Origin of the sequence: Paenibacillus oenotherae, from assembly GCF_019443105.1 — a bacterium.
GTDB classification, from domain to species: Bacteria; Bacillota; Bacilli; order Paenibacillales; family Paenibacillaceae; genus Paenibacillus_Z; species Paenibacillus_Z oenotherae.
In genome coordinates this window covers 170,993-192,383 of the sequence record NZ_JAHZIJ010000005.1, presented here as the reverse complement: position 1 = coordinate 192,383, position 21,391 = coordinate 170,993, and the positions used below count along the sequence as shown (strand labels likewise).

The window sequence follows — 21,391 nt, the reverse complement described above, 5'->3', positions numbered from 1 at the left end:
TTGAAGAGAGATGAACAAATTGGAAACCATAAGAAAGTATATATTTGATCAGGTAGCAGCGCAAAAGCTGACGCCCCTTGAAGCCAAAGGACTGTTGAATGAACTTGTAAAGTCGGAAGGGCAGGAGAAGCAGCCGATTGCTATTATCGGAATGGCCTGCCGTTATCCTGGAGCAAGCTCGCCGGATGACTATTGGTCGCAGCTGTCTGGCGGAGTTTGTTCGATCGGAAAGTTCCCGGACTTGCGAAAGAGGGACATCGACACCTATTTGTCCCAGCCTTCGTCGGCGCTTCTGTTAACTGAAGAACCGCTGGAGAACCTTAGCGGGGATATCTACGGGGAAGGAGCTTTTCTGGATCGGATTGATTGCTTCGACGCTTCCTTTTTCTCTATCCCGCCTTCAGAAGCCAGCTTTATGGACCCTTACCAGAGAATTCTGCTGGAAACAGCGTATGAGGCGATGGAAGACGGCGGATATGGCGGAAAAAGCCTGCATGGCAGCAGGACCGGGGTATTCGTGGGCAGGGATCATACGGAAACGCCCTACTACAAACTCGTATCCACGGCCGATCAGCTGCATCTTACAGGCTCATATGCAGGGATACTCTCAAGCCGGATATCGTATCTGTTCAATCTGAAAGGGCCAAGCATCGTACTGGACACGGCCTGCTCTTCGGGGCTTGTCGCGGTTCATACCGCATGCCGATCCCTGCAGAGCAAGGAATGCGATATGGCAATAGCCGCAGGAATCAATCTCATATTCTTCCCTAATAAAAATCATTCGCTGAATATGATCGAATCCAGGCAAAGCAGGGTCAGAACATTCGACAATGGGGCCGATGGGACGGTACTGGGGGAAGGAGCCGGTGTTGTTCTGTTAAAACCGTTGAAACAAGCATTGCTGGATCGGGATCATATCTATGCTGTAGTCCGGGGCAGCGCAATCAACAACGATGGCGCTTCAAACGGAATAACAGCTCCGAATCTGGAAGCGCAGGAAGAAGCTATTATTCGCGCGTTGGAAGATGCAGCTGTTCCTGCTGAATCTATCAGTTATATTGAGGCGCATGGAACCGGAACCGCGCTGGGGGATCCTATCGAAATTAAAGGCATTACGAATGCCTTTCGCAAGCAGACGAGCAAGAGGCAGTTCTGTGCAATTGGCTCGGTAAAAACCAATATCGGGCATACGGTAGGAGCATCTGGCCTCGCGTCTCTGATGAAGGTTGTATTGTCTCTCAAAAATAAAGAGATTCCGGCAAATTTATTCTTCACGAAAAGCAATATGCACATTCCTTTTGAAGACAGCCCTCTGTATGTCAACGATAGAGCTATACACTGGGAAAGCTCGAACACATTGCGCAGAGCAGGTATTAGCTCCTTCGGATTCAGCGGTACGAATTGCCATCTCATCGTGGAGGAGTTTCAAGGGGAGGAGAATAAGCACGGAACAGACGGCAGCGTCTCCTCTCCCGCACTATTCGCCTTCTCGGCGAAAAGCCTGGAGGGTCTTCGCACACTGGCTCACAAGCACTACGACTATGCAGGCCGGGCAGCAGAGGCGGATTACCTGGATTATTGCCGTACCTCGCTGGCAGGCCGGGGGCATTACGCCTATCGCTATGCGCTGGTCGCAGACTCCTTTAAAGAGCTGAAAAGCAAGCTATCCTTTATTCTGAATCATTGTGGCGATGAAGCAGAAGACGAGGGGATCTTGTACGGCTATCACCAGGTCGTGCCCAATCTGAAAAGCGAAAGAGCCCGCGGCGATGTAACCGAAGCCGAAAAGCGTCAATTGGGCAGTGCGGCCGAGCAATTGGTTGAAGCGTATTTGGCCGATGGGTCCATGCCGTACGATCGCAATCATGCTCGCCATCTCTGGTCACAGGTGGCCCGATTGTATATTGGCGGTGCTGACTTGCGCTGGTTTGAAATTTTGAGAGGCCAATATGACAAATGCAGCATTCCGACCTATCCACTGGAACGCAAGCGCTTCTGGGCTTCCCCGCGCAAATTCGCTGACTCTTCTGCAAGCATGTCTTCTGATTTGCTGCACAGGCTTGTCTCGGATTCGGTGAATGGGCTCGTATTCGAAACCGTCTTTGATACCCGCAAGCATTGGGTGCTGTCGGAGCATAAAATTCTTGGCCGGTATGTCGTTCCGGGTACCACGTATCTGGAGATGGTTACACAGGCATGCCGAACTTTTGGCGCGATGTTCAGCTATCGCAATATTCTGTTTCACAGTCCGCTCATCCTGAATGATGATAGCCGCATGCTTGTACAGACGACGGTGACGAAGCCCGATGCCAATAATGAGGTCAAGTTCACGGTGGCGAGCAGGCAGGATGACAGCTGGGTTGTGCATGTTGAAGGCGAGGGAGTTGGCCGGCAGTCGGCAGCCCCTGCTTACAATCTGAACGAGATTCTTCAGCACTGCACAGAGACAGAAGGGCTTCTGGAAGATGAAGACAGGCAAAAGCCGTTTGCACTTGGCCCAAGATGGCAGAATATACGGAGCTTTCGCTACAAGGGCCATCAATTTCTCGTTGAATTGCACTTGCCAGATTCATTGACCGAGGATTTGAGCGCTTATTGCCTCCATCCTGCTTTGTTGGATAGTGCTGTCAATGCCGTCAGCCAACGATACGGGAACGGGATGTACCTGCCGCTGTCATACGGAGAGCTGGCCATATACAAGCCAATCCCGCAGACGTTCTATTGCTACCACAGATTAATAAGCAATCCGGACCACCAGGAGGCGATGTTATTTGATATTGCGCTGCTGGATTCGGAGGGTGAAGTGATCATCGAGATCAAGAGCTTTGCTATTAAGAGAGTTAATGATACCCGTCTCTTTACTATGGATGCTTCGAATTCGCTGCCTGATTTGCACCGGATAACATGGAAGCCGGTGCAGATGGCTGATATCTCCAGCATATCCGTGAATCAGAAGCGCATCTTGATTGCAGCCTTCGAGGAGGATCCGTCGCGTGAGGTCATCGCTGAACTGCGGAATTCGGGACATGAAGTAACCGTTATTCGCAGAGGTGAGCGCTTCTTAGCCAGCCTGGATCAAAAAGAGATCACAGTTAGTGATTCGGAAGAGGATTATGACAGAGCATTAGCTTTAGTAGCCGACTCGGCACTGGATCATGTCCTGTGCATTCCATCGTGGAACAGCTCTTTCATCCCCGAGGAAGCGAACGATCGCATGCAGCGATATATGTTGAACTTCCAGCGTTTGATTAAGTGTCTGCTGAACAGGGAGCATCGGGAACATAAATTGCCGCTTACGATTCTCTGCCAGCATGCGAATGCGGTCACTAATGAGGAAGCAGCCATTGACCCGGTCTTATCCGGCATTGCCGCAATGGGGAAAATTATCTCGAAAGAGTACCCGCAGTTCATTTGCAACAGCATCGATACGGATAGTGAAACCTCTACAGCACTGGTGTGCGCCCATTTGTTTGCCCAGGATGACAAATATTTGGTTTCCTTCAGATCCGGGATCAAATATGTGCCGCATCTCGTCCGATATCCGGCGCCGGCAGCAGGGAATGAACAATCCGCTGATGGAACAGCGGGCGGCCTGTATGTGGTAACAGGCGGGCTGGGCGGTATCGGTCTTGAAGTGTCCGCTTACCTTGCAAGCAAGGAAAAAGCCGTGCTCGCTTTATTGAACCGCAGCAGATTTCCAGAGCGTGATGAGTGGGACGATCTCCTGCAAACGAATGAGGAGCCCCGGATTTGCGAGACGATCAGGAAGATTCTAAAGCTGGAAGAAAACGGATCGCGGGTTCTTCTTATTCAGGCGGATGTCACCGACGCTGCGGCTATGGAGAGGGCGGTAGAAGGCCTTCGCGCTGCTTACGGCCGTATTAAAGGGATTGTCCATTGTGCAGGTGAAGCGGGACAAGGGTTTCTGCTATTCAAGGACGCATCTGCTATCGGGAAGGTATTGGCACCGAAGATTGAGGGCGTCTATCTGTTGGATCATCTGACGCGCAATGATCCCCCTGACCTGTTTATGATGTGCTCTTCTGCTATGTCATTGACCGCAGAGCCGGGGCAAATGGATTATGTTGCGGCGAATGCCTTTATGGATGCTTATTCGGATTACCGCAATAAAGCCGGACTGAGAACGATTTCGATCAATTGGCCTTCGTGGAAGGATGTCGGGATGGCAGTCAGGTTCGGGGCGGATGCCGACTCATGGATCTGTGCGATGAGCAATAGCGAAGCAATAACCTGCTTGAATCATATCTTCGAGTCCTGCTCGGGCACAGTTGTACCAGGACGGATTCAGAAGGACGCCGCTTCGAAGGAGGAGACCGCGCCGTATTTCGACTATGCGGGCTACGCCTCTCAAGGCGAGAAGAAGCAGTATGCAGCGGTGGAAGAAGAGAAGGGGATGGAGATCACTTTGCTGGGAAGACACAATCAGGGCTACTCCGAGGTCGAGAAGAAATTGGCGGAAATATGGTCCCATGTTCTTGGTGTCGCCGAAGTCAGCATCTATGACAACTTCTATGAGCTGGGCGGCGATTCCATACTGGCGACAAAATTTATTGTAGAGGTCGGCAAGCATTATCCCGGCAAGGTTAATATTACGGATTTGTTCTCGCATCCTTCGATCGCTCATTTATCGCAAATGATAGGGGAGCGTTCCCAGTTGGAGCAAGCAACAAGCTCATCCGTGCCGGAAGAGAATGAGTCGATGGTTGAGATATTGAAGAAGCTGGAAAGTGGCATGATTTCGATCGATAGCGCCCAGCAAATGACGCTGAAAAGTCGGACAAGGGAGTGATATGGCAATGAGTCAGATCGGGAAATACATCCTATCGCAATTTTCGGAGAAGAAACTGTCTCTAAATGAAACAACAGCTTTATTAACGGAGCTGAACGGCTTGAATGGCGAGCAAGAAAATCGTGAAATCGCTATTGTCGGAATCTCTTGCAACTATCCGAGCGCCAGCAACCCCGATGAATTCTGGGAATTGCTAAGTCAGGGAAGATCGGCCATCGCCCCTTTCCCCCAGTCCAGAAGAGCGGATGTGGAGCGGTTCCTGAAGGCTGATCACAAGTATCGCAACGGCGGATTCCTGCAGGAGATTGATAAATTCGATGCTTCTTTCTTCCGGATATCCCAGAAGGAAGCAAAGCTGATGGATCCTTATCAAAGGCTGTTTCTGCAAGCTGCATGGGAGGCCATTGAGGATAGCGGGATCGGTCCTGCGCAATTATCCGGCTCCAATATGGGCGTGTTCGTAGGGATGGAGACGACCTATTTCCCTGAGTATTGCAAAATGACGAACATTGAAGATCCCCTGTTGATGACAGGGTCTATCGCCAGCATTATTGCCGGAAGGATCTCATATATTCTAAATCTGCAGGGGCCGACTCTGGTCGTCGATACGGCATGCTCATCAAGTCTGATTGCCTTACAGAATGCGTGCCAATCGATTCATAATGGAGATTGCACCTCGGCGATTGTAGGAGGGGTCAATTTAGGGGTCATGCCTTTCGAGGTCAGCGTGCTGGAATCGCCGGATGGTCATGTCAGTACATTTGACCGTGATGCGGACGGTACGGTATGGGGCGAAGGGATTGCAACCATTGTCATTATGCCGCTTGAAGAAGCGAGAAGAAAAAGAGTGCCGGTATACGCACTAATAAAGGGAATTGCCTCTAACGGAGACGGCACATCAAACGGAATAACAGCACCGAATTCGGAAGCGCAGACCAAATTGCTGGAACGGGCCTGGAAGAACGCCGGGATCGAACCGGAGTCGATTTCTTATATTGAAGCGCACGGCACGGGCACCAAGCTGGGCGATCCGATCGAAATTCAGGGAATTAGCGATGCGTTCAAAAAATATACAGATAAAAAACAATTTTGCGGAATCGGAAGCGTGAAGACGAATATCGGACATTTGCTGGGCGGTGCCGGCATTGCTTCCATTATCAAGATGATTTTATGTATGAAACATCAAAAGCTGACTCCAACCGTCGGATTCCGCAATCCGAATCCGTATATCAATTTTACTGAGTCTCCGGTATATCTGGTCGATCAGGTTATCGACTGGCAGGCATCGGGGCCGCGAAGATGCGGAATCAGCTCTTTCGGCATTAGCGGAACCAACTGTCATGTCATTCTGGAGGAGGCCCCTGACGAAGCGAAGGTCGAAGGCAGCCGTTCCGGCGAGTATATTTTCACGCTGTCGGCAAGGTCGGAGAATGCGCTGCGCCAATTGATCGCCTCTTATACGCGTTATCTGCGGACGGCTGCATCCGATATTGCTGATATTTGTTATACAGCAAGCGTCGGGAGAGGGCATTACAGTCACCGGCTGGCGATCATTGTTTCGAGCAAGGAAGAGTTGCTGGAGAAGCTGCTCGGCTGCGACAGCAATCCGTTGGAGCAATGTGCTGGCGAGGGCTCGAACCTCTATTACGCCCACCACAAGATTGCAACGCACAATCAGGAGCTGAAGGCTGGCGAGCTTAAGGAAGAGGACAAGATCCTGTTGTCCAGACAAGTCAATCAAAGTCTTGCTTCCGGTACGGCCGCCGAATTAGTGGCGATGTGCGATTACTACATTAAGGGCGCCGATATACAATGGGAGCTTCTGTATGAGAAGGGCGAATACAGCTTCCTTCATCTTCCAACCTATGCTTTCGAGAAAAATCGCTGCTGGCTGGAAGAAGGAGAGCTGCTGGAGAAAGGCAAATCATTCAAGGAAATCAAGCATCCTTTAGTTGACAGATGTCTCGTGGAGTCGCAGAACCAATGGTTTTATGAAACGGAGTTTACGGTTGATGGCCACTGGGTGCTTCAGGAGCATCTAATAGTCAATCATTATACAATACCGGGGACAACCTATCTGGAAATGGCCACTCAAGCTGGAAGCCTGGCTGTCAATACTGCCGTGACGGGACTGGCAAACCTCCAGTTCTATTCCCCCTTGGTTATTGAGCCGGGCCAAACCCAGAAGGTGCATGTTCATATTGTCAGAGAAGAGAAGAAGTACAGCTTCCAAATACAGAGCATTCATGAAGACGGGGGAGAGAAGAAGTGGACCGTTCATGCAACGGGAGAGATTCTGTACGACCAGTTGCCTCCTATGACGCCTGTCAATGTAACGGACATTCTGGAGGGCTGTCATGAACGCCATGTCGATATGCCTGAAGGTGTAGGCGATACGATGGGGATTATGGAATTCGGACCAAGGTGGAAAACCATCCAATATTATAAATCAGGTCCGCAGGGAACGGTCTTTTATTTGAAGCTGCCTCAAGCCTATGAGAAGGAGGTCGGCTTGTATACGCTGCATCCATCTCTGATTGATGTTGCTACCTCCCCATTCGTAGATATGGATACGCGATCGTTCGCTTTGCCGTTCTCTTACAAGAAAATATCCGTATATCGTTCATTGCCTTCTTCCTTCTACAGCTACTCCCAGCCGATTACAGAGGAAGGCGGAGAGTTCTCGCAATACAACATTACGCTGTTTGATGAGAAGGGCGACATTCTTGTATATATCGAGAAGTTTATGCTTAAAAAGGTGCATGATGTGCAGGCTCTTATGAGATCCACGAGCGGCAGGAAGAGTGAGCTTTATACGCTGGAGTGGATCAACCGTGACCGTCCTTCTGACGTCATAAAGCATCGGTCGGCAATCGTGATTGGCGCAGGGCCAACAGCCCAGGGGCTGCTAGGCAAGGCAGCGGAATACTGCGACGAGCTTCTCACCGTGTCGATTCATGAAGAGGACGGGGAGAGCCAAGGGGATCATTCCTATTCGGTCGGCTGTTCTGCGGACGACTACGAGCGTCTGGTTGAAGACATGATCGCCGGCAGAGGGGTTTCCAAAATTATCTTCTTTGCTGATGCAGAGAAATTCGCAGCCGATGCAGCCAAGGCGCCTGCACAGCTCATGAAGCCTGCTGTACACTTGTTCCACTTGACCAAGGCGCTAGTAAATAAGCGGATGAAAAATATTGAACTGGTGCTCATGGCGAGCAACGCGCATGCAATCAGGGGAGAAGAGGCATCGTTCCCTGTCGCGGCCAGCGTTTTTGGATTAGGAAAAACGATCACAATGGAGCATCCTCATATCCAGTGTCGCGCCATTGACATGGATTGGCATACGGATGCAGCGGTAATTGCGGAGGAAATATTCTCGAATCCGTCCCATTATTTGACAGCCTATCGCAAGGGAGAACGATTCATCGAGCGGCTAACCGAGCTCGATTCCGGCCCTGAGCTTACGGCAGAAGACACTGGGTTTCTCCGTGCAGGGGCGGTCATAGTCACCGGAGGGACGGGTGCGATTGGGTTGGAAGCGGCCAATTATGTGGCCGGAAAAGGCGCTGCCTATATTGCGCTGGTCAATCGCTCCAAATTCCCGGAACGCCATGAATGGGACAGTCTGCTGAGTGGCGAAGAAACCGGCATACAACGTGCTATTCGCTCGATTATGGATATGGAATCCAAGGGAGCCAAGGTCATATGCTGCAGCGCTGATGTATCCGATCTCCAGAGCATGGAACGCATTGCCGCAGAGATCAAAGCGGAAGCCGGGGCTATCGTCGGGGTTATTCATAGCGCAGGGGTTGCAGGAGACGGATTTATTATGAACAAGGATGAGAAGACGTTCCGGGGTGTCCTGTCTCCCAAAATTGCAGGCACGTACGTTCTGGATGCGGTCACCGCAAATGAGCCTGTGCAGCTGTTCATGACCTTCTCCTCAGTCGCAACTATCACTCCTGTCCAGGGACAGGGCGACTATATAGCCGGCAATAGCTATATGGATGCATTCGCAGGCGCCAGAAATCTGACGGGGAAGAAAACGGTCAATATCAACTGGCCGGCATGGAAAAACATCGGCATGGCAGCTCAATACGGGGCTGATCATGATTCATTTTTTGCAGCGATCCAAATGGAGTCGGCGATCGAGGTCTTTAATGCGGCCATGTCCCAGCAGCAGGGGGGAAGCATTGTAGCAGGCTCGATTACAAATACGGGAGAAATACCAAGACTGCCTCACACCAAACTGTTCGAAGTCACTTCTGCCATAGATAAGCTGGTCAGAAAAGCCGGCGGCGGAAGCTCTACTCAGGATCTGAATGATTTTAATATCGTCATTACCGGCAGGGATAACGGCATCTATTCGGATAACGAAATTAATATCGCGAAGATATGGTCCCGCGAATTCGGCGTTCAGGAAATCGGGATTTACGATAATTTCTATGATTTGGGCGGAGATTCATTGATTGCAATCAAGATCGTCAATCAAATCAATACGCATCTGAATAAAGGGATGGACATCACTGATCTGTTTGAGCAGATGAATATTTATCAAATTTCCCAAGCCTTCGAACAAGAAGAGCTGGAGGTCAAGCAGGATGGCCAGGAGCCAGTGGGATTGGCAGAAATAGCGGCTACCGTTGTCGCGCCGAATGGCAGCGATCCGATTGAATGCCCGGCTACCTCTGTTCAATACAGGATGTACAGGCTGAACCAGCGGGATACTGTAGGCAGCTATAATGTTCCGGTCGCCTTTGATGTAACAGGTGAATGGCAGCCGGAGGCAGTGGAAGAAGCGATCAAGGCCATCGTCCAGAGACATGAGGCGTTAAGAACTTCATTTGAATGGCAGAATGGAAAATTGCTTCAAGTGATCCATCCGAGCGTAGAGGTAACGGTTGATTACATGGAGTGTTCGCGAGATGAGCTGCCCCAGGTGGAGAATAAGTGGGTCAGACAATTCGATCTATCAGCGGCTCCATTGTTCCGTGCCGCTTTCATCAAGCTTGACGCTCATCACCATTGCATTTTATTTGATTCTGCCCATATCATCTCAGACGGCGTCTCTTTAACAGTCATTGTAAAAGATTTCTTCTATCTCTTGAACGATGCTCCGCTCGCTGAGGTGAAGCAGTACAGGGAATACGTTCAGCAGGAGGAGGCGTTCCTCAATTCTGCTTCCTACCAGTCTGAATATGAGTACTGGAAGGATCAGATGCAGGGGAAGAATGCCAGTCTGCATCTGCCTTATGATTTCGACAAGAACGGAGTGACATCGCATGAAGGAGACACATTGCCTTTTGTGATCTCAAGCTATTTGACAATAGAGCTGGTTCGAATCGCCAGAGAGCAGCGGATTTCGCTGCAGGCACTGCTGCTTGCTTTATACGGGCTGCTTTTGCAGACGGAGGAGCAGAATGAATTCTTTATCGGATCGGTAGTATCCGGCCGCAATCATCCTGCCTGGGAGAGTACGGTGGGCGTCTTCATTAACTCGCTGCCTATTCATATCCATGCTGAGTCTGATCTGTCGCTGCAGCAATATGTCCAGCAAACCTATCAGACTTTCATAGCAGGCTTGCGCCATCAAGGAGTTCCGTATCAAGAGATTGTTGGCATGACGGATAAAGAGGCGGCCAAAAACCTGTTTAACGCTATCTTCGTCTACCAGAATCAACTCAATACAATCGTGAACCAAACCATATCCGCAGGCTCAATGGAATTTGCGCAGAGGAGAATTATGCGAAAGGCCGCGGAAGTGGATTTGAAATTGGAAATGTTCCTGTATGAGAATAATATCTTGCACGGACATTTCAATTATAATGTGGGCTTGTTCCGCGACTCGACGATTTCGGGGCTGATTGACCGGTTTCTGTTGATTATCGAGTCCTTCGTCCAGTTTGATTTGTCCAAGCCTATATCCGGGCTGGTTGAGGCTATGATACCTCCTGCTGAACCGGTAAGAGATCATGTGATTCCGCACGAAGAAAGCATCGAATACCGGGCAGATGAACAGGAACAAGCAGAACAAGCAGAACAAGCAGAACAAGCAGAACAAGCAGAGAACCTTGAGCAGAAATTGCTTGCGGCATGGAGCATGATCCTCGAATTTGAGGCAACGCTGGATGATGATTTCTTTGAGTCTGGAGGGAACTCCATCAAGCTGGTAGCTCTGACGGTTGAATTAGAGAAGATGGGGCTGTTCATAGAGGAAGAGTGGGTTGCAAACCACAGTACTGTAAGAAAGCTTAGTGAATTCTTGAACGAATCAGGCAAAAAGGTATATGAGGTTTGAAAGTAAAAGGCTGCTGCTTCAGGCGGGGGGTGTAAAGCCCTGCCTGAATGCTGCTTCTTAAACCCAAACTCGGTGGGCCCAGTGGCCGGAGGACAAAGTGGAAACCAAAACAGATGCGTGCATATTGTCCGATTTTCATCCTTTTAACGATTTTCACTATAAGGGATGTGCATACAACGCGCTTGTACCTATATTAGGGTATTACAAAAGAAGTCCGCTTCATTTGTTTATTAATGACATCGCCATTTATAGCACCCAGGATTGTGCTTCGTCTGTATCCGTTCGCTATATTTCGCAGCAGAGCATTGAGGAATCGCTTCTTGAGCTGGGCATAGAGATGGCGCCTGTCGCATTTAATGAACAGCTGCTGAGCGGTCTGCAGAGAGCCATCAGAAACAACAACCCCGTCATGCTCTGGGTAGATAGTTATTACCAGGAAATGAGAAGGGATACCTATGGCAAAATGCATTGGCCTCATGCCCTGGTGGTGCATGGCTTCGACAACGTCTCCCGGCAGTGCCATATTATTGAACATAAGCATAGAGAAACGCTGTCGTATACGAATACGACGATAACTTTTGACTGCCTGGAGAGATCCTATAACGGCTTTCGTGAAACCTTTATGGGGCAAGAAGGCATTGAGCAGGTGCATATTTTCTCGGATCAACCAAGCTATGTGGAGTTTAATATGCAGGACGCCGAGAGAATCCCGGTATTGGAGGATCAGTATGCAAGATATCTTCAATTCGTAGAGGCTCATCAGGAGGAAATCCTTGAAGGCATTGCTGTTCTGGAGGAGTTCGCATCCGGTTTACCGGAGAAGTTTAGAAGCGGAGAGGCGGACCCCGCACTCGCGAAGGAATGGATCGAGCAGTTCAACCACATCGTAAGCGGGAAGCAGGCTGAAATGTTGAAAGTCCAGCAGTTTAATAATCCTGCTTTGTGTGAGATCGTGAGCAGCATCATTCTGCACTGGGTAGCGGTGAGAAAGATTGCTGCCAGGTATGCTTTTGCAAAAACATTATCTGACGAATCTGTTATCGAAATTCAAACGGGAATAGAGAAGATTTGCCTTGAAGAAAGGCAGTACTTAAATACTTTATTATCCGGTTGTCAGGATTAGGGGGTAAACGATGTTGAATGATGAATTATATCCATTGATCCTCCGCGGTCTTCAAGAGGTGCTTGAGATTGACGACAACATTCCGGCTGACGAGGATTTATTGAACTATGGCTTCAACTCCATTAGAATGGTCGAATTTGTGCTGTATCTGGAGGAGAAAGCGAATATTATGATCGAGGACGACCTTTTATTATATGACAACTTCCAAAATATTGAGGCAATCATGACTCTGATCAGAAATGAGCAAGAGGCAGAAAAAGGGTGATGTCCCGCAATGTCTCATGCTATGATGAACCTATACCAACGACAAGCGGGTGATTAGTATGGGTGAGATGGGAGCAGTTATTCTAGTTCTATTCATAGCTATAGCTATTATTGCGGTTGTTGTTAATCAAAGCGGCAAGAAGGGGCAGAAGGGGAGCGGAAGGGGTTCCTCGCGGATGACGAGAATTTATCCGTCTGTCTTCGCAGGCAAGCCGCCGGCTGTGCTTGGTGTTCCGGAGGGGCATCCGGCAAGATCCGCTGCGGAGCGGCTGGAAGCGGGTCTTGGTCCTGATTTTGAGGCCCGGGTGAAGGATCGTGTGCTCAAGGCGCAGCCCCGGCTGCGTGATGACGAGTGGAACTGGCTGTGGTTTGAGCTGAAGCGATATTTTCTGATGTGCGCCTTGCTGCGCCATGTGCCGATGTACAGTACGAGGATAGATGACGTATGGCATGAGATGCTCATGTTCACTTGGGAATACGAGCAATTCGGCAAGCAGCTGTCGGGCAGCATTATTCATCATGCGCCTCATGCGCCGGGAAGCAAGCCGGAGGCTGGTGAGCGGGCATGGTTCGATTGGGTGTATGGAGAACTGTTCGGGCCGGCAGCGGCCAGCGCCAGACTATGGGGGCCTTTCTACCGGACACCGCTCTCCAAAGAGCGTATTGCGGAGCTGCATAATTGGAGCAGGGAACAGCTGCTTGAGCGGAGGTTCAATGCGAGCGGGGCAGAGGCGTTTGCTGATCTTCGCCGGGCTGTGGACTATTTAATTGATCGCGGCTCATCCCTTGCGAGAGCTTCGCTTAATCGTGATTCTGCAAGAGAGTCTTCCGTCCGTGATGCGGCGAGATGGGGAGACCCCGCGTATATGACAGGAGTACTGTCGGGTGCGCTGTTCTTTGCTTCGACGGGCTCGGACGATGACTTCAAACATCAGATGGAGGAAGCGCAGACGAAGGAGCAGCTAGAGGCCAACAGCGGCGGCGTGGGGTCATCGGGTTCATCTGGCGTGGATGGCCATTCCTGGAACGATGGCGGCTCGCATGGCGATGGAGGCAGCGGCTGTGATAGTGGCGGGGGCGGCTCCTCAGGCGGCGACGGCGGCGGAGGTTCCTCGTGTGGAGGAGGATCCTCATGCGGCGGAGGCGGCTGCGGCGGGGGCGGCAGCTAGAACAAAGGGGAAAACTAGTGAAACCGGTAGCTCCGACGAAGTCGGAAGCAGCCGGTTTTTTATATTTATATTCCATTAAAATACAGAAATAAACCGTTTACATGATTGCCCCTCAATCGGTCTGCGGGAAGTGTGCAGAATGAAGCTTCCGATGCTATAATAGACAGGATTGTGACTCAATTGTAAAAAAATCGAAGTTCCGCAGGCGAAGCAGTCTTCACAGGAGGATGATGATCCATATGGGCAAACTAGTGGTTTGTGACCATCCGCTCATTCAGCATAAGCTGACACACATTCGTGATAAAAATACGAATACGAAAGATTTCCGCGATCTTGTAGATGAAGTGGCGACATTAATGGCTTATGAGATAACAAGAGATGTACCTCTCCAATCGATTCCGGTTGAGACACCGGTTACGGAAGCGGAAGGGAAGGTGATTTCTGGCCGGATGCTCGGCCTTATTCCTGTGCTGCGCGCCGGTCTTGGCATGGTGGATGGCATGCTGAAGCTCATTCCTTCCGCGAAAGTCGGCCACATCGGACTGTTCCGCCATCCCGATACGCTCGAGCCGGTGGAATATTATGTGAACCTGCCCTCTGATGCAACCGAGCGCATGCTGATCGTCATCGATCCTATGCTGGCCACAGGAGGCTCGGCTTGCGCAGCGATTGAAACCTTGAAGCAGCGCGGCTGCGCCCAGATTAAGCTGATGTGCCTGATCGCTGCTCCTGAAGGCGTTGCGGCGGTTCATCAGGCGCATCCCGATGTGGATATCTACATTGCGGCGCTGGATGAGAAGCTTGATGATCACGGATACATAGTGCCAGGTCTTGGCGATGCTGGCGACCGGATGTATGGCACGAAATAATGACGGCAGGACGTTGATGGCGGGACTCAGGCAGCAGAAATGTGAATCAGTTTTAATAGGAGTGACTTTCATTGGCTAAACTTAAAGTAATGACTATATTTGGAACACGTCCAGAGGCTGTGAAGATGGCCCCGCTCGTGCTGGAGCTGGAGAAGCACAAGGATGAGATCGAATCGATCGTATGCGTAACGGCACAGCATCGGCAAATACTGGATCAGGTTCTGGATTTCTTCAAGATCGAGCCGGATTATGATCTGAACGTCATGAAGGAACGGCAGACGCTGACAGAAACGACTGTCCGCGTGCTTGAAGGGTTGGAACCCATCCTTAGCGAGGCGAAGCCGGACATCGTGCTCGTGCATGGCGATACACAGACGACTTTCCTGGCCAGCTACGCCTCATTCCTTCAGCAAATTCAAGTCGGCCATGTAGAAGCAGGCCTTCGCACATGGAACAAGCTCTCCCCTTACCCGGAGGAGATGAACCGTCAGCTTGCGGGTGTGCTCTCCGATGTTCATTTTGCGCCTACCGAGTGGTCAGCAAGCAATCTTCGCAAGGAGAACAAGTCGGAATCGACCATCTATGTGACGGGCAATACAGCGACCGATGTCTTCCAATATACGGTTGACGAGTCGTTCTCCCATCCTGTCATTGACTGGGCGCAGGGCAAACGGATGATCCTGATGACGGCTCATCGGCGCGAGGCGCTGGGCGAGCCGCATCGGAATATTTTTCGCGCGGTCAAGCGTATCGCCGATGAGTTCGAGGATGTCGCGATCGTCTACGCCGTTCATCCGAATCCGGCTGTGCGCGAGCCCGCGAATGAAATTCTCGGCAGTCATCCGCGCATCAAGCTGATTGAACCGCTGGATGTCTTTGAATTCCACAATTTCTATCCGCATTCCTATATGATTATGACCGACTCGGGCGGTCTGCAGGAAGAGGCGCCTTCGTTCGGCGTGCCGACGCTGGTGCTTAGAGATACGACCGAACGTCCTGAAGGAATCGAGGCGGGTACGCTGGAGCTCGTCGGCACCGACGAGGCGCTGGTCTATGACCGTGCGTTCGCGCTTCTGACAGATTCTGCGCTTTACGACCGGATGAGCCAAGCGGCTAATCCATATGGCGACGGACAAGCATCGGCAAGAATTGTCGAGGCCATTCTGCATCACTTCGGACGCGTGAGCGAGCGCCCCCGGCCGTTCACACAACGTTCATAGATTATGCGGAGGAACAGGCATCATGAAGAAGGTTACAGCGTACAGTGCTACTGTATGGTTTGATAGGCCGTAAAACCTTGATAAATCAAGGCTTTACGGCGAACCGTTCACTAAATGTTTGAATTTATATCAATTGACAAAAGACATGTCGCTTCGATAAAATGTATGAGGGTTGACAGGGGTAAAAGTCATGAAAAAAAAGGGTAGCGGAGACAATCCATGGCGGGCTGCAGGGCTCGTTGGTGTAATGGGAATAGACTTCGCAATTTGCATCTTCTTGGGCTATTATGTCGGCACGCTTTTTGGAGACTCGCCAGGATGGATTATAGGCGGTGTACTTGTCGGCCTGGCGGCTGGCATTTTATCCTGCGTCTTACTGGTCAGGCTCGTATTGGAGGACACCGATGGATGAGATCTTGAAGAAAGCAATGCGATCGGCTCTTTATATGATGTCGCTATTCATGGTGGTATGGGTTCTCGTTCCGGATGGCAGAGCGGTTGCAGCAGGTATTGTGCTTGGCTGCGGTGCCAGTCTGTTCAACGGAATACTGCTGCGCCGGCGTATTGATTACATCGGGCGTACAGTTGTCGAGCAGGGAGCAAGGAAGATGAGTCTTGGCTTGGCCGGAAGGCTTGCCACTGTATTGTTAGCCGTCATGATTGCCAACAAGTATCCGCAACATCTGAATGTCGCAGCGACCTTGTCCGCAGCCTTTTATGTACAGATAATGGTTTTTCTGATTGGTGCAGTTACCTATTCTAAGCGCAACAGCGGAAAGGGGTGAAAACACAATATGCATATTTTTCCGGTTATTGAGATTGCAGGTTTTCACATTGATCTCTCTACATGGATTTCGGTCATTGTATCCTGCTTAATCGTATTCATTGTCGCGCGGGTAGCCGTGAGCAATCTGTCTGTTCACAATCCCTCGAAGATGCAGAACTTTATGGAGTGGGTCATCGAATTCGTACACGACACTGTCGCTAGCACGATGCCGCTCAGCAAGGCGAAGCACTTCATTAATCTCGGGATTACGCTGATTATGTTCATCTTTATTTCGAACCTGCTCGGTCTTCCTTTCGGTGTCGTCACAGAACATCATGAGCCATTGGAAATTGCAGGCTCCATGGTCGTTACTGAAGCTGACATCACCAAGTATGACGGACATGCCCATATCGCATGGTGGAAGTCTCCGACAGCGGATTTGTCCGTAACAGCTGGTCTGGCGATTATCGTTATTTTCCTGGTTCACTTCCTCGGGGTAACGAAGAATACGAAGCATTACCTGAAGCACTACTTTGAACCGTTCCCGATCTTTTTCCCGCTGAACATTATGAAGGAGATTTCCAAGCCGCTTACGCTTTCACTGCGTTTGTACGCGAATATTTTTGCCGGCGAGGTACTTATTTCGACGATTCTGATGCTTGGCTGGGTCGGTATTCCTTTGATGGCCGTATGGCAGGGCTTCAGTATATTTGTCGGCGGTATTCAGGCGTTCCTCTTCACAATTCTAACAATGGTGTATATCTCTCAAGCGACAGTGCATGACGAGGATCACTAAGGCAAGGTGCTTAATTTCCCGGCTGTACCGAGCGACTCGTGCGCAAGGCGGGAATCACAATATACAAGCAACACAAAAAATAACCTATTTTTAGGAGGATTTCAAAATGGAATTTTTGGCAGCTGCTTTGGCAATCGGTTTGGGCGCACTTGGCGCAGGTATCGGTAACGGTTTGATCGTAAGTAAAACAATCGAAGGTATTTCCCGTCAGCCTGAGCTTCGCGGTACGCTTTCCACAACGATGTTTATCGGTGTTGGTATCGTAGAGGTAGTTCCTATCATCGGCGTAGTTATCGGCTTCCTTCTTTACTTCGGAGCTTAGTTTTCCATATAACGGTTGGCGCGGTTGGCCTATGCCATCCACGCCTTCGTTTTGATTGGCACATCAATTAAGCAATGAACGAAGAAAGGAGTGTCATAGATGGATAATTTTGTATGGGAATCGACCGTATTTACAATGATCGCGTTCCTCGCGCTGTTGTGGCTCCTTAGCAAATATGCATTCGGACCATTGATGGGTATTATGGAACAACGCAAGAAGCTCGTTCAAGAGCAAATGAGCACCGCTGAAGAGAGCCGCAAGCAAGCTGGCGAGCATCTTGAAGCACAGAAAAAAGCGCTTGAGCAAGCACGCAAGGAAGCTTACGAGATTATTGAATCCGCTAAAGTTACAAGCTCGAAGCAAGCAGACGATATTATGAATGCTGCCAAAGCGGAAGCTAATCGTCTGAAGGACGAGGCAGTTAAAGATATCGATAGCGAGAAAAATAAAGCGATTGCAGCACTGCGCAGCCAAGTGGGCGGCATGTCTGTTATGATCGCTTCTAAAATTATTGAGAAACAAATCGACGAGAAATCGCAAGAGCAGCTTGTTGACCAATACTTGAAAGAGGTTGGAAACAAATGAGCCGCGAGAGCGTTGTAGCCAAGCGCTACGCTAAGGCGTTGTTCGAGCTTGCGCAGCAGCAGAATGTTGTTGCAGAAGTTGAACAACAGCTGAAAATCGTCGTTCAAGCACTTGAAGGAGATGCGGAGATCCGCAGCTTCCTCGGGTTTCCGAATATCGATACTTCGAAGAAAACCGCGCTTATTAAAGGCGCGTTATCCGGTAAAGTATCTGACGTTGTTCTGAATACACTGGAGCTTCTTATTGCACGCGGACGCCAAGGGGCGATCGGCGCTGTATATGAGGCTTATACCAAAGTTGCAGGCGAGGCGCTTGGACAAGCGCATGCAATTGTATATACGGCAAAGCTGCTGACGGCAGATGAGCTGGCGAAAGTGGTAGAGAAGTTCAGCGCTGTTGCAGGCAAGAAGATTGTAGCGGAGCAAGTGGAAGATTCGTCATTGCTCGGCGGTGTGCAGGTTCGTATCGGTGACCGTCTGTTCGACGGAAGCCTGTCCGGCAAGCTGGCACGTTTGGAAAAATCGTTGAAAACTCAAGCATTGTAGATAGGGGTGAACGGAATTGAGTATCAGACCTGATGAAATCAGCACGCTGATTAAACAACAGATCGAACAATATAAATCCGAGATTCAAGTCGTAGATGTCGGAACGGTCATCCAAGTCGGTGACGGTATCGCTCGCGTACACGGACTGGAGAACGCGATGTCCGGCGAGCTTCTCGAATTCTCGAATGGCGTTATCGGCATGGCCCTCAACCTTGAGGAGAACAATGTCGGTGTCGTAATTCTCGGACCATACAAGGATATTCGTGAAGGCGACCAAGTGAAACGCTCTGGCCGTATCATGGAGGTTCCTGTAGGTGAAGAACTGCTTGGCCGCGTTGTTAACGCGCTTGGCCAACCAGTTGACGGCAAAGGCCCGATCAACACGACAACGTTCCGTCCGGTTGAATCACCGGCGCCAGGCGTTATCGACCGTAAATCGGTTCATGAGCCGATGCAGACCGGTATTAAAGCAATCGATGCGATGGTTCCGATCGGCCGCGGACAACGTGAGCTTATCATCGGTGACCGTCAAACAGGTAAAACGGCTATCGCTATCGATGCGATCATCAACCAAAAGGGCAAAGGCGTTAAATGTATCTACGTTGCTATCGGTCAAAAGCAATCCACCGTTGCTAACGTTGTAGAAACACTTCGCCGCAATGGCGCCCTGGAGTACACGATCGTTGTTACGGCTGCTGCATCCGAGCCGGCTCCATTGCTCTTCCTGGCTCCTTACGCAGGCTGCGCAATGGGTGAATACTTCATGTATAAAGGCGAGCACGTGCTCGTTATCTATGATGACTTGTCCAAACAAGCGGCAGCATACCGTGAGTTGTCCTTGCTGCTCCGCCGTCCTCCGGGTCGGGAAGCTTATCCGGGCGACGTCTTCTATCTTCACTCCCGTTTGCTGGAGCGTGCAGCGAAGCTGAACGAAGAGAACGGCGGCGGTTCTTTGACCGCATTGCCATTCATCGAGACGCAAGCGTCTGACGTATCCGCATATATTCCTACGAACGTAATCTCGATCACCGACGGACAGATCTTCCTTGAGGCTGATCTGTTCTATTCCGGACAACGTCCGGCAATTAACGTTGGTATCTCCGTTTCCCGTGTAGGTGGGGCGGCTCAAATTAAAGCGATGAAAAAGGTTGCCGGTACGCTCCGTCTTGACCTGGCGGCATACCGTGAGCTTGCTGCGTTCGCGCAGTTCGGTTCCGACCTCGATAAATCGACGCAATCGCGCCTCAATCGCGGTGCCCGCACAATGGAAATTCTGAAGCAAGGCGTTAACCAGCCAATGCCGGTTGAGAAGCAAGTCATCTCGATCTTCACAGCAGTTAAAGGCCACCTTGACGATATTCCAGTAACGGACATTCTGCGCTTCGAGAAAGAATTCCTGTCGTTCCTCGATTCGAACCACCCGGAAATTCCGGCTTCGATTCGTGATACGAAGGATCTGGTTGCCGACAACGAGAAAGCTCTCGTGGACGCGATCACGAAGTTCAAGAAAAGCTTTGCGGTAACAGCTTAACATATAATGACTGCGCCGACCGATCGCGCGCAGTTCTCTATTGAAGCAACAACACCAGGCTTTGGTGAGGCCATTCACTGGAAGCGGATTTGAATCTCTGAATTGACGGTTCCCGTCAAGAGGAGGTATGAAGTCCTTTTCTCAGTGGATGCCATAGCCAAGCAACAAAGGCGGGTGAACCAAATGGCTACTAACATGCGCGACATCAAGCGGGAAATTAAGAGTAAGCAGAATACGAAGCAAATTACGAAAGCGATGGAGCTGGTTGCCGCTTCGCGTCTAAGACGCGCACAGGAGGCTGCTCTGGCTGCTCGTCCATACGCTGAGAAGATGAAGGAAGTCGTTGCGAGCATTGCGGCCGGCACGAAGGGCGTTAAGCACCCGATGCTGGAATCCCGTCCAATCAAGAAAACGGGCTACCTGATCATCACTTCAGATCGTGGACTTGCAGGCGGCTATAACGCCAACATCATTCGTAAGCTGTCCCAGATGATTCAAGAGAAGCATAAGTCCAGTGACGAGTATGTATTGTTCGTTATCGGACGCAAAGGGCGCGATCATTTCCGCCGCCGCAATATGCCGATCGTGGAGGAAGTAACCGGGTTGCCGGATTCTCCATCCTTCTCGGATATTAAATCTATTGCCTCTGCCGCAGTAAGCAACTTCGAGCAGGGTGCATATGATGAGCTCTACTTGTTCTACAACGAATTCGTTAATGCTCTGACGCAAATTCCAACTGCAAAACGTTTGCTGCCGCTTGAAGAGGTTGGCGGAGCAGCGCCTGCAGCGAATTATGAGTATGAGCCTTCTGCTGAGGGTGTGCTGGAAGTGCTTCTGCCGAAATATGCAGAGACGCTTATCTACAGTGCGCTGCTGGACGGCAAAGCGAGCGAATTTGGTGCGCGGATGACAGCGATGGGCAACGCAACGAAAAATGCGACGAAGATGATTAATAATCTGACGCTGACGTACAACCGTGCGCGGCAGGCAGCTATTACCCAGGAAATCTCCGAGATCGTCGCAGGAGCGAATGCACAATCTTAATTGACCGGATGGAATTGAACCGGTTTTCGATATGAAACCATGAAGGAAG

The 21,391-nt window shown here is 50.4% G+C and carries 15 protein-coding genes; all 15 read left to right on the top strand.

All coding sequences use genetic code 11. The annotated features are described in order from the left end of the window. Positions 1 to 19 precede the first annotated feature (19 nt). The 15 genes from K0T92_RS10035 (at position 20) to atpG (ending at position 21,342) form a co-directional block, all read left to right on the top strand. Positions 20 to 4,810, top strand: a complete 4,791-nt coding sequence (locus tag K0T92_RS10035; protein WP_219872325.1) for a type I polyketide synthase — start codon at positions 20 to 22, stop codon at positions 4,808 to 4,810. Between the two features lie 7 nt (positions 4,811 to 4,817). Next, entirely contained in the window at positions 4,818 to 11,108 is a 6,291-nt protein-coding gene (locus K0T92_RS10030; protein WP_219872324.1) for an SDR family NAD(P)-dependent oxidoreductase, read from the top strand. Positions 11,109 to 11,205: 97 nt separating this feature from the next. Continuing rightward, positions 11,206 to 12,231 carry a BtrH N-terminal domain-containing protein gene (locus K0T92_RS10025; RefSeq protein ID WP_219872323.1) on the top strand — a complete coding sequence of 342 codons (1,026 nt, stop codon included), beginning with the start codon at positions 11,206 to 11,208 and terminating at the stop codon, positions 12,229 to 12,231. A 10-nt stretch (positions 12,232 to 12,241) separates the two neighbouring features. Beyond that, entirely contained in the window at positions 12,242 to 12,496 is a 255-nt protein-coding gene (locus K0T92_RS10020) for an acyl carrier protein (protein WP_219872322.1), read from the top strand. A gap of 58 nt (positions 12,497 to 12,554) precedes the next feature. Next, on the top strand, positions 12,555 to 13,664 hold the full coding sequence (locus K0T92_RS10015) for a glycine-rich domain-containing protein (RefSeq protein ID WP_219872321.1): 1,110 nt from the start codon (positions 12,555 to 12,557) through the stop codon (positions 13,662 to 13,664). Positions 13,665 to 13,903: 239 nt separating this feature from the next. Continuing rightward, complete coding sequence (upp, locus tag K0T92_RS10010) at positions 13,904 to 14,533, top strand: uracil phosphoribosyltransferase (protein ID WP_219872320.1); 630 nt, start codon at positions 13,904 to 13,906, stop codon at positions 14,531 to 14,533. Between the two features lie 71 nt (positions 14,534 to 14,604). Further along, a complete protein-coding gene (wecB, locus tag K0T92_RS10005) occupies positions 14,605 to 15,753 on the top strand; it encodes a non-hydrolyzing UDP-N-acetylglucosamine 2-epimerase (protein WP_281423134.1) in 1,149 nt (382 codons plus the stop codon). Positions 15,754 to 15,943: 190 nt separating this feature from the next. Then, positions 15,944 to 16,165: an AtpZ/AtpI family protein gene (locus K0T92_RS10000; protein WP_219872319.1), complete on the top strand. Its 222-nt coding sequence runs from the start codon at positions 15,944 to 15,946 to the stop codon at positions 16,163 to 16,165. Next, positions 16,158 to 16,538, top strand: coding sequence for an ATP synthase subunit I (locus K0T92_RS09995; protein WP_219872318.1), 381 nt, complete (start codon positions 16,158 to 16,160; stop codon positions 16,536 to 16,538). The genes K0T92_RS10000 and K0T92_RS09995 overlap by 8 nt, the downstream gene beginning before the upstream one ends. 9 nt (positions 16,539 to 16,547) lie before the next feature. Next, positions 16,548 to 17,315 carry a F0F1 ATP synthase subunit A gene (gene atpB, locus K0T92_RS09990; protein WP_219872317.1) on the top strand — a complete coding sequence of 256 codons (768 nt, stop codon included), beginning with the start codon at positions 16,548 to 16,550 and terminating at the stop codon, positions 17,313 to 17,315. A 106-nt stretch (positions 17,316 to 17,421) separates the two neighbouring features. Then, the gene (atpE, locus tag K0T92_RS09985) at positions 17,422 to 17,637 is read left to right on the top strand and encodes a F0F1 ATP synthase subunit C (protein WP_219872316.1); all 216 of its coding nucleotides are present in this window, start codon (positions 17,422 to 17,424) and stop codon (positions 17,635 to 17,637) included. Positions 17,638 to 17,736: 99 nt separating this feature from the next. Then, on the top strand, positions 17,737 to 18,222 hold the full coding sequence (gene atpF / locus K0T92_RS09980; protein WP_219872315.1) for a F0F1 ATP synthase subunit B: 486 nt from the start codon (positions 17,737 to 17,739) through the stop codon (positions 18,220 to 18,222). Then, positions 18,219 to 18,767 carry a F0F1 ATP synthase subunit delta gene (locus K0T92_RS09975; RefSeq protein ID WP_219872314.1) on the top strand — a complete coding sequence of 183 codons (549 nt, stop codon included), beginning with the start codon at positions 18,219 to 18,221 and terminating at the stop codon, positions 18,765 to 18,767. Before atpF ends, K0T92_RS09975 begins: the two co-directional genes overlap by 4 nt. Before the next feature lie 16 nt (positions 18,768 to 18,783). Next, positions 18,784 to 20,298 carry a F0F1 ATP synthase subunit alpha gene (atpA, locus tag K0T92_RS09970; RefSeq protein WP_219872313.1) on the top strand — a complete coding sequence of 505 codons (1,515 nt, stop codon included), beginning with the start codon at positions 18,784 to 18,786 and terminating at the stop codon, positions 20,296 to 20,298. A gap of 183 nt (positions 20,299 to 20,481) precedes the next feature. Further along, the gene (gene atpG / locus K0T92_RS09965) at positions 20,482 to 21,342 is read left to right on the top strand and encodes an ATP synthase F1 subunit gamma (protein ID WP_219872312.1); all 861 of its coding nucleotides are present in this window, start codon (positions 20,482 to 20,484) and stop codon (positions 21,340 to 21,342) included. Positions 21,343 to 21,391: the final 49 nt, after the last annotated feature.

Bases quoted from the DNA above. Each gene is read 5' to 3' on its own strand.
- K0T92_RS10030 (WP_219872324.1), top strand. From the start codon at position 4,818: ATGAGTCAGATCGGGAAATACATCCTATCGCAATTTTCGGAGAAGAAA.
- K0T92_RS10020 (WP_219872322.1), top strand. From the start codon at position 12,242: ATGTTGAATGATGAATTATATCCATTGATCCTCCGCGGTCTTCAAGAG.
- K0T92_RS10015 (WP_219872321.1), top strand. From the start codon at position 12,555: ATGGGTGAGATGGGAGCAGTTATTCTAGTTCTATTCATAGCTATAGCT.
- upp (WP_219872320.1), top strand. From the start codon at position 13,904: ATGGGCAAACTAGTGGTTTGTGACCATCCGCTCATTCAGCATAAGCTG.
- K0T92_RS10000 (WP_219872319.1), top strand. From the start codon at position 15,944: ATGAAAAAAAAGGGTAGCGGAGACAATCCATGGCGGGCTGCAGGGCTC.
- K0T92_RS09995 (WP_219872318.1), top strand. From the start codon at position 16,158: ATGGATGAGATCTTGAAGAAAGCAATGCGATCGGCTCTTTATATGATG.
- atpB (WP_219872317.1), top strand. From the start codon at position 16,548: ATGCATATTTTTCCGGTTATTGAGATTGCAGGTTTTCACATTGATCTC.
- atpE (WP_219872316.1), top strand. From the start codon at position 17,422: ATGGAATTTTTGGCAGCTGCTTTGGCAATCGGTTTGGGCGCACTTGGC.
- atpF (WP_219872315.1), top strand. From the start codon at position 17,737: ATGGATAATTTTGTATGGGAATCGACCGTATTTACAATGATCGCGTTC.
- K0T92_RS09975 (WP_219872314.1), top strand. From the start codon at position 18,219: ATGAGCCGCGAGAGCGTTGTAGCCAAGCGCTACGCTAAGGCGTTGTTC.
- atpG (WP_219872312.1), top strand. From the start codon at position 20,482: ATGGCTACTAACATGCGCGACATCAAGCGGGAAATTAAGAGTAAGCAG.